We start from the raw sequence: 14,714 nt of genomic DNA on the forward strand, positions 1-14,714 counted from the left end.
TTTCTATGTTGTTTAAGAAATACTAGTTTCTTGAAGTTTCAACACGACGGTTTTGGATACGACCTTCTTCAGTATCGTTAGAAGCGATTGGATTTGCTTCACCTAAACCTTTTGTAGCAACTTTGCTAGCACTAACTCCAGAGTTAACTAAGTAAGTTTTTACTGAGTTTGCTCTGTCTTTAGATAATTTCAAGTTGTAAGCAGCAGTACCTTCGCTAGAAGCATAACCTTTTACTAAGGCTTTACCATTGCTTTCTTTCAATACAGAAGATAATTTATCTAAAGTAGGGTAAGATTCAGTTTTTAAAACTGAAGAGTTGAATTCAAACTGGATAGTTTCGAAACCAGTTGCGTTAGAAGCATTTACTACTGTAGGTGCTGCTGCAACAGGAAGTGGACATCCTGAACCATCAACTGCTGTGCCAGCAGGAGTTCCTGGGCATTTGTCAAATTGGTCAGAAACACCGTCTCCATCGCTATCTTTTTTCAAATCTTCAACAGATTTTTCAACGTTAGAAACACGAGTTTTAAGTGCTTCAACTTCCTGACGTAATGAAGGGTCTTTTAACTCATCATACATCATTGCAAGTGGGTTAACCCAATCAAGGTTTGGTTTAGCTTTAGAACCTAATGAGAATTCTAATCCAGCATAACCGTATGAGAATTTATCTTTAGTTGTTCCTTTAGCGTAAACTCCATCAAAGTTATCGCCATCAATGAAGTGCATCGTGTAACCTAAGTTAAACGCAACACGGTCAGAAACTTTGAATTTCACACCAGCACCAACTGGGATGTAAGCTTCTTTAACGTATTTTTTGTCATGGCTATCACCAGCTTTGTCTTTCCAGTCAGTTACTGCACCACCTACTGAAGTTACTTTAGGAGCATAAGCAACTAAACCGTAACCAACAGTAACGAAGAAGTTAACTGAATTTTCACGACGTAAGAAATCTACAGTTGCAACATTAACAACACCTCTAATGTCAGCAGCATAACCGATTTGAGTTTCAAATCCAGTGAAACCATCTTGTTGACCACCTGGCATATCTTTGTTTGTTCCAGAAACTTTTCCGCGGAAAATGTTACCTTCTAAACCAAAAGCATGACCCAGTTGTTTTTTCAATGAAATACCGTAACCTAAGTTAACGTCAGCATTTTTGAAGTCATTTGTACCGCCAATCGCAACGAATGGAGATAAAACACCAGCATTAACACCAATTGACCAAGTTCTGTACTGGCCTCTTCCACCAAATACTTTGGCTGAAGATGAAGTGGAAGTAGAATCAGTTTGAGCTGAAGCAAGAGTGGTAACACCCATTACAGCAACAAAAGAAACTGCTAAACCCTTCTTTAAAGTAGAATAATTCATAATTTTTCTTTTTTAAGGTTAAACAAATTTAAAAATGTATAATTTTTTTGTGTAGCAAAATTAAACAAATTTTTAATTCTCACAAGGTATATACAAACTCCGTTCCAATTTTAACAAATTTTAAGAATTCGATATATTTCCCTTTATTTGTCTACCGATAAAGCTGAATATGAAATATCAGAATGTAGAAAAAGATCTCTTTGTAAATCACCGGATAAACTTCAATAAACACCTTAAAAACAACTCATTAGCTATATTCAATTCTAATGATGAGTTTCCAAGAAGCGGCGATCAGAATTTTCCTTTCAAACAAAATTGTGACTTGTTTTATCTTACTGGAATAGACCAGGAGAACACAATTCTGCTGCTTTATCCTGATTGTCCTAATCCATTATATAGAGAAGTCCTGTTTTTAAGACAGACAAATGAGCATATTAAAGTGTGGGAAGGGCATAAATATACTAAAGCAATGGCAGAAAGTGCTTCCGGTATAAAAAAGATATATTGGATCGAAGATTTTGACAATATTCTTCACAGTATTATAGCTTATGCAGACCATATTTACCTGAATACAAATGAAAATGATAGCAGAGCACATACTGTAGCTTATCGCGATATCCGTTTTATCGAAGAGATGAAAGTTAAGTATCCCTTACATCATTACGAAAGGGCGGCACCAATTATGCGCGAGCTGAGAGCGTCAAAATCTGCGGGAGAAATTCAGCTGATCCAAAAAGCTTGTGACATCACCAGAGATGCTTTTATACGGGTGCTTAAATTTACGAAGCCAGAAGTAACTGAATATGAAATCGAAGCAGAGATCATCCATGAATTTATCCGTCAGCAAGCTACCGGACATGCTTACCCGCCAATTATTGCTTCTGGTAATAACGCAAACATTCTTCACTATGGCGACAACAATCAAGTCTGTAAAGATAATGAACTGATCCTGATGGATTTTGGTGCAGAATATGCGAATTACAATGCAGATTTATCACGTACTATTCCTGTAAACGGCAGATTCACACCCAGACAAAAAAGTGTTTATAAAGCTGTACAGCACGTGATGCAGGAAGCCAAAAAACTAATGAAACCCGGGACCACTGGAAATGACTATAATGAAAAGGCAGGTGAACTGATGACTGAACAGCTTGTTGGGCTGAAGCTCATCTCTATGGAAGAGGTGAAAAATCAAAATCCGGGATATCCTGCTTACAGAAAATACTTTATGCACGGCATCAGCCATCATCTCGGCCTTGATGTCCATGATTTTGCAAACCGCTATACTCCTTTCCAGGAAGGCAACCTGATGACTTGTGAACCTGGAATCTATATTCCGGCAGAAGGGTTTGGTATCCGGCTGGAAAACAACATATTGCTTACTGCTGATGGAAACATCGATTTAATGGCCAACATCCCAATTGAAGCTGAAGAAATAGAAGAAATTATGAACAGCTCAACCTTATAAGAAGACATGTCAATACCAAAAATAATACACCAGACCTTCAAAACGTCAAAACTGCCTTTATTAACCCGATGGCATATTGCCAGGTTCAGGAAGAAAAATCCTGACTACACTTATGAATTTTATGATGACCAGCGGATTGAAGCCTTTCTGGCTCAAGAATATGGTGCAGAGGTTTTATCCCTTTATAAAAAAATAAATATAGGAGCAGCTAAAGCAGATTTCTTCCGTTATGCAGTTCTCTATAAGAAAGGTGGGATCTACGTAGATATTGACAGTGGTATTAACGGAAGTCTGAATCAATTCATTGAGCCTGGCGATGCCGCGATCATCACCAGAGAAGGAAATCCCGATTTATTTGCACAATGGGCGTTAATTTATAGTCCTGAACATCCATTCCTGAAAAGAACAATGGAAATGGTCCTTGAAAATATCCGTCAGAACAAATATCCGCACGATGTCCACCAGATGACCGGGCCTACTGTTTATACCAAGGCTATTGTGGAGTCTTTAAAAGACAATCCTGAAATTCCACACCGGATATTAGGCACAGATTACAATGGTTACTTAAAGGTAAAGTATAAACTGGGAAAGTTTTTCTTATATGAGAAAGGCGATCACTGGAAAAAGAAGCAATTGACTACTCCCGTGCTCAAACAGGATTAACTGCTCTTTATTTAGCATATGCTGCTACAAACCGATAGAGGTTAAAATCTTTCTGTTCAAGAACTTCAGCAATTTCCTGTTGAAGTTCAGCCTTCAGCACATCAAACATTCTATCATTCTGTATTAATTTATATGCCTTTTCAGTATATAAGAATAACTTTTTCTCATTCTTCTGAATTTCCACGCTGGTAAGCCAGGCCAGCAATTCATCCACACCAGTTTGTTTATCAGCAACTGTTTTAAATACCGGTACTGCATGAACACGCTGATGCAGCATTTTCTTCAATTGATTGGCAAAACTATCTGCACCCTCCCGGTCTGCTTTATTGACTACAAAAGCATCACCTATCTCCATTAAACCTGATTTAATATGCTGAATCTCATCACCTGCTTCAGGAACTAAAATGACCATTGTTATATCTGCCAAACCTGCAATTTCAATCTCCGACTGGCCCACACCAACCGTTTCTACAATAATGTAATCAAAGCCCGATGCTTTTAGTACATCTGTCATCTCAATGATTTTTGCAGAAAGTCCTCCAACAGAACCCCGCGTGGCCACAGAACGAATAAAAACGTTTGGGTTGTTAAAATGTGCAGACATCCGCACCCTGTCGCCTAATAAAGAACCCAGGTTAAAAGGAGAAGTAGGATCAACAGCCAAAACTGCAATTTTTTTACCTTGCCCGCTGAGCTTATCAATCATTGCATTGACCAGTGTACTTTTGCCAGCACCCGGAGGGCCGGTAATACCGATTACCGGAGTCTGCTGATTAATCACAAGTTCCTTTAGTATTTCACTGCTGCCGGGAAGAGAATTTTCAATAAGTGTCAGTACCCTTGCTAAAGACAAATAATCACCTTCTTGTATGGCCGACAAATATTGCGCTATGGTTTTCATTGGCAAAAACTTAATCTATCTTTGCCTGCAAAGAACCAGAATATATATTCTTTAGCAAAATAAATAATTAGTAATTCTTTATCAAAGCGATCAAAATGAAAGTAAGCGGCTTCACTTATATGCGAAATAGTTTCAAATACGGATATCCTGTAATTGAATCTATAAAATCTATACTCCCTTTGTGTGATGAATTTATAGCTGTGGTAGGTAAATCGGAAGACGGAACACGCGAAGCCATTGAAGCTATCGGCTCAGACAAGATCAGGATCATAGATACCGTTTGGGATGATGATCTGATCAAAGGTGGCAAAGTATTCGCTCAACAGTCCAACATCGGTCTGAAAGCAGTAACCGGCGACTGGGCGTTTCATATTCAGTCTGACGAAGTATTTCATGAAGATGACCTGGCTGAAATAAAAAAAGCTATGGAAGATAACCTGCATGATAAAAAAGTAGAAGGTTTTTTATTCAATTTTCTTCATTTCATAGGAGATTACAAACATAGAGGTACAACCAGAAAATGGCACCGCAGAGAAATCAGGATTATCAGAAATGATCCTTCTTATTATTCTTATAAAGATTCACAAGGTTTTAGAAGTTATCCATCCTTAGCAGATTACGAAAAAAACACGAACAGCAGAAAGCTAAAGGTTAAATTGCTGAATGCCCGTATATTTCATTACTCTTATTGCCGCAACCCGGATCTATTGCTGGGAAAAGTAAAGAGCTTCGGCAGTTATTATGCGCCAAAGGAACACGTTCTGGAACACTATAAAAAATTCAAGACCTTCGATTTCGGAACTGTTGCTGATATCCTGGCTCCTTTCGAAGAGCCGCATCCGGCAACGATGAAAGACACTATTGCAGCACAAGACTGGACCTTTAAACATAACCCGAATAAGATAGACTTATCACCACGGAGAATGTTTCTGCACCGGATTGAAATGCTAACTGGATGGCGTATTGGTGAATATAAAAACTACATCATCATTAAATAGCCCGTAAATCCGTAACTTTGGAAAATTTTTAGATTTTAATGAAGACCTATTTCAGATTACTCGCCTTTGCAAAGCCGATAGAAAAATACGCTATTCCTTATGCATTGGTAACTATACTTGCCATATTTTTCAATACGCTCCTTTTTACAATGCTGGGCCCATTATTGGAAACACTTTTTTCTTCGAAGACCGCAAGTGCCGGCCCTACATTATTGGAAAAAGCATCTGCATTTGATTTCATCGGACATATCAACGCCTATATTAATTATACTATTGAGAACTATGGCAAACTATACACCCTGAAAATTGTGTGCGGAGCCATCGTAATCTGTGTATTTTTAGCGAATCTTTTTCGCTATCTCTCCCAGCGCTTCATGGAAGACCTGAGAGTACACACCTTATTAAATCTTCGGAAAGCCGTTTTTAACAATGTAATGGATCTTCACCTGGGCTATTTCAGCAATGAAAAAAAAGGTGACATCATCTCTAAGGTTGCCTCAGATGTACAGGTTGTACAAGGTACAGTGACCAATACTTTACAAGTCGTATTTAAAGAACCTGTACAACTTATTTTTTATATCGTTGTATTGTTATCAATATCTCTGAAACTGACTTTGTTTTCTCTACTGGTAATCCCTGTTTCAGGTTTTATTATCAGTAAAATTGTCAAAAGATTAAAACAGCAGGCCAGAGAATCTCACGAAAGCTTTGCAAGAATGATTGGCTTTCTGGATGAAGCGCTTGGTGGTATCAGAATCATTAAAGCTTTTAATGCAACAACCAGGATCAAAGATAAATTTCATAATGAAAACCTTCTTTATTCGGATTTAAACAGGAAAATGGCACGCAGACAGCAACTGGCTTCACCAGTTTCACAAACGCTGGGCGTATTAGTGGTTGTTTTTATTGTTCTTTACGGAGGAAGTATGATCCTGCAAAACCAGGGGGATCTTACCCCTTCAAAATTCCTAGTTTACATTGCTACCTTTTCACAGGTTATGCAGCCTGTAAAGGCATTGTCAGATTCATTCAGTTCAATCCACTCCGGATTGGCGGCTGGTGTGCGGGTATTAGACCTGATAGATACTAAACCTGAATTGACAGATGCAGAAAATGCCATACAACTTCAGGATTTCAAAGAAACTATCCGTTTTGAAAATGTGTCTTTCAACTATGGTGAAAAACAAGTATTAAATGATATAAACTTTACAATCAAAAAAGGTCAGAATATTGCACTTGTAGGCCCTTCCGGTGGTGGAAAAAGTACAATGATTGATTTGATTCCAAGATTTTACGATCCAAAATCAGGGAATATCTTTTTCGATGATATCAATTTAAAAGATGTTGCGCTGAATAGCCTGAGACGACAAATGGGAACTGTAAACCAGGAGTCCATATTATTCAATGAAACAATCTTCAATAACATTGCTTTTGGTAAACCTGAGGCAACCAGAGATGAAGTTATTGCAGCAGCAAAAATTGCCAATGCCCATGATTTCATTCTGAATACTGACGAAGGTTATGAAACCAGTATCGGAGACCGGGGAAATAAATTATCCGGAGGTCAGAAACAACGTATTTGTATTGCAAGGGCTGTATTAGCAAATCCGCCGATTATGCTTCTTGATGAGGCCACATCAGCACTGGATACGGAATCAGAAAGACTGGTACAGGATGCGCTGAACAGATTGATGGAAAACAGGACCTCTATTATAATCGCACACAGGTTAAGTACAATTCAACATGCGGATATGATTCTTGTGGTAGACCAGGGTAAAATCGTTGAATCTGGAAGTCATGCTGAATTACTCAACCATAAAGGCGTATACAGAAGGCTAATAGATATGCAAACCTTTGCAGATTAATCATTTTATATGCCCGTAACCTCATTGATAGTAGCTACATATAATTGGCCGGAAGCACTTAATTTATGCTTATTAAGTATTAAAAATCAAAAAGTGCTTCCAGCTGAAGTTATCATTGCAGATGATGGATCAGGGCAGGACACCAAATTATTAATTGAAAAATTCCAGCGTAATTTTCCAGTCCCTTTAATTCATGTCTGGCATGAAGATTCAGGATTTCGAAAATCTATTATCTTAAATACTGCCATTAAAAAAGCTAAGGGAACATATATTATACAGGTGGACGGAGACGTGATCCTGGACAAAAACTTCATTAAAGATCATCAATCCCTTGCTGAAGCTGGTGTCTTTATCAGGGGTACCCGTGCTCATATTGCTCAAAAAATGCTGTCTGAGATTTACCGTACTCAAAAGATCAGTTTTAATTTCTTGTCCAAAGGGATAATTAACCGCTTTAACGGTATCCGTTTACCCTTGCTGGCATTTTTATTTGAAAAAAAAATAAGTAACTCAAATAGTGTAAGAGGAAGTAACTTAGCCTATTGGAAATCAGATTTTTTGCTGATCAATGGGTATAATAACGACCTTAAAGGCTGGGGACATGAAGATGAGGAACTTGCTGCAAGATTTATTAATAATGGAATACTGAAAAAAGCAGTTAAATTCAAGGCAATTCAATTTCATTTGTCACACGGAGAAAGCCCGAGAACAAACGAACCAGTACATGCGCAGGTTGTACAATATACGCTCCAAAAAAAGATAAAAGCTTGTGATAATGGTATTGCACAGCTCTAACTCAATCAAACATGAATGAACCAGCATTTCCAGGTATTTCATTGATTGTTTCTACCTACAACTGGACTGAAGCTTTAAATCTGTGCTTGATCAGCATCAGTAAGCAGCACATACTGCCCGATGAAGTTATTATTGCAGATGATGGTTCTGCTGAAGAAACCAAGAACCTCATCACAAGACATCAGAAAAACTTTCCAGTTCCCTTAATTCATGTCTGGCAGCAGGATGATGGCTTTCAGCTTTCAAAAATTAGAAATAAAGCCATAGTTAAGGCGTCCAAAGCCTATATTGTGCAGATCGATGGAGATCTGATCCTGGAAAAGGACTTTATCCGTGATCATATGAAATTCGCAAGACCCGGAAGTTTTGTTTCAGGCACACGTGTCAATATGTCTTCCGCATTATCAGCAAAACTGATTCAGGAAACCAGTATTAACGTCTCTGTTTTCTCTAAAGGAATAACCAATTTTTTGAATGGAATAAAGCTGCCCTTCCTTACCCATTTTTTGGCCGCCAGGTATAAGGCAGGTAATATTGCTTATGTAAGAGGTTGTAATATGGCTTTCTGGAAAACAGACTTGTTGAAGGTAAACGGATATAATGAAGCCATTGTAGGCTGGGGAAGAGAGGACAGTGAACTTGCCATCAGGCTTGTAAATGCCGGTATAAAGAAAAGGATTATTAAATTTGCCGCGATTACTTTTCATATCTATCATCCTGAAATAGCCAGAACTCATTTATTAGTGAATGATGGGATTCTCAACCGCACTTTAAAAGATGCAATAAAAAGTTGTGACCTGGGTATTTCACAATACCTTCAAGATTAATATCAAAAAACAAGTTTTCATGGACAAAGTATCTATTATTATCGTCACCTATAATGCCGCCCGGGATTTGCAAAACTGCCTGGACAGTATTAAAAAACAAACATACACTCCATTGGAAGTTGTCGTTGTTGATGGATTAAGCCAGGACGGAACGGTAGATATTCTTAAAAAAAATAGTGATATTATAACAAAATGGATCAGTGAAAAGGATAATGGGATATATGATGCTATGAACAAGGCATTAAAAATGGTGACTGGAGATTGGGTTTATTTCTTAGGCGCCGATGACCTCCTCTTGCCCGATTTTTCGCCTATGTTAACTGGTCTTCAGGAAAAAAACACCATATACTATGGAAGTGTATTGAAGGGCAAAGAAAAATACTTAGGCTACCTGAATCCCTATAATCAGGCCAAAATCGGGATCTGTCACCAATCCATGATCTATCCTAAAAGGGTATTTGATAAATATCATTTCGATGAAAGATATCGCATTTCAGCAGACCATCATCTGAATATGAAATGCTGGGCAGATCCGGATTTTAAAATTCAGTTCGCCGATTTTATTCTTGCTGATTTTAATGAAACAGGCATTTCTTCTTTAGCTAAAGACAAGCTATTTGAAAGTGAGAAAGGCAGATTAATGCTTAAATATTTCGGTTTTTCCATCTGGATACGATTCCAGTTCAGAGAATTAAAATGGTGGCTGTTTAACAGAGGTGCATAATCTTATTTCCAGCTGAACCAATACTTTCCATCAGGGTTATATACTATCCTTGGCGGTACAGCCATAATTTTCATAACTAGTTTATATTTTATTTTTCTGATGGGGATGAGCTTGGCCACATATTTCATCAAACGGATAAATAATAAATGGGTCTTCGCATTCCCAACTTGTAATTCCCGCTGAATAACAGCCCCGAGTTCTGCGATATATTCTGCCCTTTGATCCTTACTTTTTTGATTTCCACTTCTGAACCTGAATCCAGAAAGCAAAAGTTCCGTTGAATAGAGCTGATCATGCCTGAAGAATCTCGCCCACAGCTCTGCATCAGCCGCAAGAGAAAAAGTAGTATCTATATAAGCACCGGACTTGTCCCATAAACTACGTCTCCAAAAAACAGACTCCTGCTGAATATACTGACCATCCTGATCATACATTTTCCACTTCGACCACCTTTCGTTAAAAAAATCAATGCCATAAACAAATGCCCTGCCTGCTTCATCGTAATAAGTATTCTTGCCCATAATCCAATTCACTGTAGGGAAGTCCTCAAACAGTTCTGCGATAGTAAACAATGACCTTCTATGATGCATATCGTCAGAGTTTATCCAGCACATGATTTCCCCCGTAGATCTTTCAAATCCTTTTTGTAATGCATCATACAACCCCTTGTCTTTTTCACTTACCCAATAAGTTAGAAGGTGTGCATACTTCTGAATAATTTCTACCGAATTATCTGTACTTCCGCCATCAATAACGATATATTCAAGATTAGGATACCCCTGATCCAAAATTGAAGTCATAGTATGCTCCAGATACGCTCCCTGGTTAAAAGAAGGTGTTATAACGGTGATTTTCGGATATTTATTCGGCATAATTTTAAATGAAAACCTCTATATTCTACAGGTTAAAGAATCGATTGATTAACTTTGCCAAAGTTAGCAATTTATCATAAGCAGAATATTGATTGTTAAGCCAATGGAATATAAAACAACCTATACAATTTTTATATGCTGAAGCAGTCCCGTATTCTATATGAGCCCCAAATGTTCGATCTGCAAAATTATGGTGGTATATCCAGATATTTTGCAAACCTGATTGAAGCTATTAATAAAACCAACGAATTCAGTGCGGAGCTGCCTCTGGTCTATTCGACTAATTATTATGTCCGAAGTTTCCCTCAACTGATGAATAACTGGTTTGGTAAGACCTTTTTAAAAAAATTGTACAGGAGAAAAAAATGGAATCTTCTTTTCGCTGATTATAAGATCAGTAAAGCTAATTTCGAAATCCTCCATGCAACTTACTATAATCCCTATTTTCTGGGGAATTTAAAAAAACCACTGGTGCTGACTGTTCATGATATGATCCATGAGAACTTTTCCTATCTTTTTGAAGATGTAGAAAAGGTGATCCGCGAAAAAAAAATCATGATTGAATCTGCGGATCTTATTATAGCAATTTCCACTTACACCAAACAGGAAATTTTGCGTCATTATCCTAACCTGTCGGCTAAAATCAGAGTAGTGTACCATGGCCTTCCTGAAACAAAGCTGGTTTCAGCACAGGATATTCTTCCGCAAAGATTTTTATTGTATGTAGGAGATAGAAATGCATTATATAAAAACTTCAAAGTTATGATTGATGCAGTCTCTCCTATTTTAAACCTGGATAAAAGCCTGCATCTTATTTGTGCGGGAGGCGGGTCATTTGATCCGGGAGAGCTTAACTTATTGGAAACATCAGGCATCACAACGCGTACAACACAAGTCAATGCTACGGATGCCCAAATACAACAGCTCTATGAAAATGCATTGGTATTTATATATCCATCGCTTGAAGAAGGCTTTGGTCTACCCATGCTTGAAGCCTTTAAAAACGGTTGTGCAGTTGCTTGTAGTGAAACTTCCTGCTTACCAGAAGTTGGAGGTAATGCAGCCAGTTATTTCAATCCTGCTGATACACATTCAATAAACCAGGTAATTTCAAGGCTGATCGATAGTGAAGATTTAAGGAAACAGTATATCAATAATGGTTATGAGCGTGTTAAAGAATTTACTTTCAAAAACTGCCTCAATCAAACGCTGGATTGCTACAACGCGTTAATTCAAGCTTAAATCAAATACTAAACCAATTCAGAATAACTTCAATGAATAATACAGCCGCAATTATTATCCCTCTATATAAACCTCAGCTAAATAAGTTAGAAGAAATTTCGATCAGACAATGCTTTAAAATTCTATCCCAACATAAAATAATTGCAGTAAAACCTCAGCATCTTAGCCTTAGCCAGTACGGTTTTGAATTTGACGAGGTAATTTCATTTGACGACGCATTTTTTCAAGACATCGAAGGATATAATAAATTGATGCTTTCTTCCCTCTTTTATGAAAAATTTCTTGCGTATACTTTTATTCTTATTTATCAGCCTGATGCATTTGTCTTTAGAGATGATTTAAGCTACTGGTGTAATCAGGGTTACGATTATATAGGAGCCCCCTGGTTAAGATACACAGCTTATCCAGACCTTATCAAAAGAATTAAAAATCAGGCTCTCAGTTACCTGCATCGTAAAAAAAACACAAAACAACCCCATACCGATCTGCCTACCGATTTACAATTTGAGAACCGGGTAGGTAACGGCGGATTTTCATTACGCCATACCAAAAAGTTTCATGACATCTGTCTGGAAGATCAGAAAGAAATTGAGGTTTACAACAGCAGACCTGAACATTATTTTAATGAGGATGTTTTCTGGAGCCTCGAAGTGAACAGAAAAGCAAGGCGCCTGGAAATTCCAGGATATAAACAAGCCGTACATTTTGCGATTGAAAACAACTATCTGCACGGATTTGATATTACCAAAGGCGAATTACCGTTCGGCTGTCATGCATGGGATAGAAACCTGGAATTCTGGAAACCATTTTTTGAAAAAGCAGGCGTGACCATCGGAGAATAAGCGCTAATAAGAGATTTAATACAATGAAGAAAATAAGAATTATAGAGGCAGTAAATCAGCTCGGTTTAGGTGGAACAGAATATGCAGTTCAACTGTTTAGTAAGTTTTTAAATAAAGACCTTTTTGAAGTAACTGTTATAGCGCTGCTTAACGGAGGGGAACGGGTCAGATTAATTGAAGATTTAGGTATTAAAGTTATTCAGCTTAACGGTGACCTGGTAAAACTCGGACAACTATTACAAGAAACAGATGTATTCCACTGGCATGGAAACGGCTCACTTGAACCAGAACTTTTCAAGGTGATCAAAGCGAATAAGCCTAGAATAGTAATTCAGACCAATGTATTCGGGCAATTTGATAATTCTCCATTTTACGATATGATTGATTATGATCTGTACATCTCTAAAATGATATTGGTCCGCCGGATGAAGCTGGATATGAAACTGCAAGACAATTACGCCTCAAAAAGGAAAGTACTGCCTTATCCTGTAGATATTGATCATATTAACTCACTTCTCCCAACGGAAGACGAAGTCAACCGATTTAAAAAAGCTAATAACCTTCAGGATAAATTTATTGCAGGCAGGATCGGCAGGTCAGATGACCATAAATTCGACCTGATTACCTTAGATGGATTTGCAGAATTTGCTCAAAAGAATGAAGCAGCAAGATTCTTATTACTGGGTTCAACTCCTAAAATAGCAGCACATGCAGCATTGTTAGGCATCAGCGATAAAATTATTACTTTGAGTACCACATCAGACCTCCGTCAGCTACTTGTTTATTACAAAGCTATGGACGTTTTCCTTGCGGCAAGCAGCATCGGAGAGAGTTTCGGAATGGTACTCGCTGAGGCTATGACCTGCGGCACACCAGTCGTTACAATCAGCACGGAGAAAAGAGATAATGCGCAGATAGAAGTTATTGACAATAACCAAACGGGATTTGTAGTTAAGCGTGACCGCAAAAAAATTGCAGCAGCACTAACCCGTCTATATGAGGATCCTCAGATCAGAGTGAGATTATCCAAAGCCTCAAAACAAAAAATATCAACAGATTATAAAGCCGGTAAAATTGCAAAAAGTTTGGAGAACCTGATTTTTAAACATCTGAAGCTACCATATCAGGAAAATGAAAAGTCATTAGTTGTTGACTTTTCGAAAGAGCTTGTTAATGATTATATCAAAAGATGTATAGATTTATATGGAAGACCTGAATTCCTTAAGAAGATCTTATGGTTATTTAAAAAGAAGATTTGATCTTCTTCCATAACCTTGATAAAAAATTCTTTTTCTTCCTTGAACTCAGTCCATTTTTACCTCTGAGTTCTTTAAGCAGCGATGAATTTAATATCTCATTGACATCACCTGGAATAAATTTAAGTTTAGGCCATGTGGATGGAGATAAGGGATGAAAATTACTTAAACAATGATAATTAAACTCATCGATTGCATTCCACAATTTATATAGGCTTGTGGTATTAAAATCATCCTTATGTCCCCAGTTTGTTAGCTTTAATTTGATTTCATCTGGAGTTCTTGCCCAACTCTGGTGTAAAACGAGATCATCCCAATACAAATGTTCATTACCAGATTGATTATTTCTGGCCACATGATAAACCGGGTTATTTGTAGCAAAACTTAAGGTTTCTACCGATTCATCAATTAATAGATAGCCTGTATTAAGCTCTTTAAACAAAGTAGTAACGTTGCAGCAGATTGTTGTCGGAACAACAGGTTTAAACTCTCTCAGCTTAGCTGCAAATGCTTCAAAATCTAAAAAGTATTCATCTGAATCAATCTGAACATACCAATCACAAGCACCCATCCGCTTTCCTAACATATTTCTCTCCCTGGTATCACATTCCATAGTGGTTAATCCAGGAATAGAAAAATCATCCTCATAAATAGTGATTTTATTTTCAACATCGGTTTCTTTAACCCATTTCCAAAAATCATCACTGATGAAGAAATCTTCTCCAGCCCAGGTTTTTCTATTGATATCAACTGCAAAAACTATTTCGGTTACAGAGTTATATACTCTTCGCAAAGATGTTTTTACAAATTCATAATCATATGAAATTAAATATCCAACTTTTATAATGCTCATCACTATTCTTTAAATTCTCTTTATAAAAAAAACACCCTG

General features: G+C 37.5%; 14 protein-coding genes. 10 read left to right on the top strand and 4 right to left on the bottom strand.

All coding sequences use genetic code 11. The annotated features are described in order from the left end of the window. Positions 1–22: 22 nt before the first annotated feature. Complete coding sequence (locus tag HDE70_RS22990) at positions 23–1,369, bottom strand: OmpA family protein (RefSeq protein WP_183891947.1); 1,347 nt, start codon at positions 1,367–1,369, stop codon at positions 23–25. 169 nt (positions 1,370–1,538) lie between these two features. On the opposite strand from HDE70_RS22990, the gene HDE70_RS22995 reads away from it, so the two are divergent. Together HDE70_RS22995 and HDE70_RS23000 are read left to right on the top strand one after the other, a co-directional pair. Beyond that, positions 1,539–2,837: an aminopeptidase P family protein gene (locus tag HDE70_RS22995; RefSeq protein WP_183891948.1), complete on the top strand. Its 1,299-nt coding sequence runs from the start codon at positions 1,539–1,541 to the stop codon at positions 2,835–2,837. Between the two features lie 6 nt (positions 2,838–2,843). Then, the gene (locus HDE70_RS23000; protein WP_183891949.1) at positions 2,844–3,500 is read left to right on the top strand and encodes a glycosyltransferase family 32 protein; all 657 of its coding nucleotides are present in this window, start codon (positions 2,844–2,846) and stop codon (positions 3,498–3,500) included. A gap of 7 nt (positions 3,501–3,507) precedes the next feature. On the opposite strand, the gene meaB is transcribed toward HDE70_RS23000, so the two are convergent. Next, positions 3,508–4,401, bottom strand: a complete 894-nt coding sequence (gene meaB / locus HDE70_RS23005) for a methylmalonyl Co-A mutase-associated GTPase MeaB (RefSeq protein WP_183891950.1) — start codon at positions 4,399–4,401, stop codon at positions 3,508–3,510. Positions 4,402–4,496: 95 nt separating this feature from the next. Here meaB and HDE70_RS23010 point away from each other — a divergent pair, with 95 nt between their 5' ends. Genes HDE70_RS23010 through HDE70_RS23030 form a run of 5 tightly spaced genes read left to right on the top strand, consistent with a single transcriptional unit; the run spans position 4,497 to position 9,610 of the window. Further along, complete coding sequence (locus HDE70_RS23010) at positions 4,497–5,399, top strand: glycosyltransferase (RefSeq protein WP_183866258.1); 903 nt, start codon at positions 4,497–4,499, stop codon at positions 5,397–5,399. Between the two features lie 38 nt (positions 5,400–5,437). Further along, positions 5,438–7,264, top strand: a complete 1,827-nt coding sequence (locus HDE70_RS23015; RefSeq protein WP_183891951.1) for an ABC transporter ATP-binding protein — start codon at positions 5,438–5,440, stop codon at positions 7,262–7,264. Between the two features lie 9 nt (positions 7,265–7,273). Next, positions 7,274–8,059 (top strand): glycosyltransferase family 2 protein, encoded by a 786-nt coding sequence (locus HDE70_RS23020; protein ID WP_183891952.1) that lies wholly within the window; start codon positions 7,274–7,276, stop codon positions 8,057–8,059. Between the two features lie 11 nt (positions 8,060–8,070). Further along, entirely contained in the window at positions 8,071–8,886 is an 816-nt protein-coding gene (locus HDE70_RS23025) for a glycosyltransferase family 2 protein (protein WP_183891953.1), read from the top strand. Positions 8,887–8,905: 19 nt separating this feature from the next. Continuing rightward, complete coding sequence (locus HDE70_RS23030; RefSeq protein ID WP_183891954.1) at positions 8,906–9,610, top strand: glycosyltransferase family 2 protein; 705 nt, start codon at positions 8,906–8,908, stop codon at positions 9,608–9,610. A 2-nt stretch (positions 9,611–9,612) separates the two neighbouring features. On the opposite strand, the gene HDE70_RS23035 is transcribed toward HDE70_RS23030, so the two are convergent. Further along, the gene (locus tag HDE70_RS23035) at positions 9,613–10,482 is read right to left on the bottom strand and encodes a glycosyltransferase family 2 protein (RefSeq protein ID WP_183891955.1); all 870 of its coding nucleotides are present in this window, start codon (positions 10,480–10,482) and stop codon (positions 9,613–9,615) included. Positions 10,483–10,617: 135 nt separating this feature from the next. On the opposite strand from HDE70_RS23035, the gene HDE70_RS23040 reads away from it, so the two are divergent. Genes HDE70_RS23040 through HDE70_RS23050 form a run of 3 tightly spaced genes read left to right on the top strand, consistent with a single transcriptional unit; the run spans position 10,618 to position 13,825 of the window. Beyond that, positions 10,618–11,724 (top strand): glycosyltransferase family 4 protein, encoded by a 1,107-nt coding sequence (locus HDE70_RS23040; RefSeq protein WP_183891956.1) that lies wholly within the window; start codon positions 10,618–10,620, stop codon positions 11,722–11,724. Between the two features lie 32 nt (positions 11,725–11,756). Continuing rightward, positions 11,757–12,566 (top strand): DUF5672 family protein, encoded by an 810-nt coding sequence (locus HDE70_RS23045; RefSeq protein WP_183891957.1) that lies wholly within the window; start codon positions 11,757–11,759, stop codon positions 12,564–12,566. Positions 12,567–12,589: 23 nt separating this feature from the next. Beyond that, on the top strand, positions 12,590–13,825 hold the full coding sequence (locus tag HDE70_RS23050) for a glycosyltransferase family 4 protein (protein WP_183891958.1): 1,236 nt from the start codon (positions 12,590–12,592) through the stop codon (positions 13,823–13,825). Here the strand turns inward: HDE70_RS23050 and HDE70_RS23055 are convergent. Then, a complete protein-coding gene (locus HDE70_RS23055; RefSeq protein ID WP_183891959.1) occupies positions 13,809–14,675 on the bottom strand; it encodes a hypothetical protein in 867 nt (288 codons plus the stop codon). The two genes, HDE70_RS23050 and HDE70_RS23055, sit on opposite strands and share 17 nt — an antisense overlap. Positions 14,676–14,714 lie beyond the last annotated feature (39 nt).

Source organism: Pedobacter cryoconitis (assembly GCF_014200595.1).
GTDB classification, from domain to species: Bacteria; Bacteroidota; Bacteroidia; order Sphingobacteriales; family Sphingobacteriaceae; genus Pedobacter; species Pedobacter cryoconitis_C.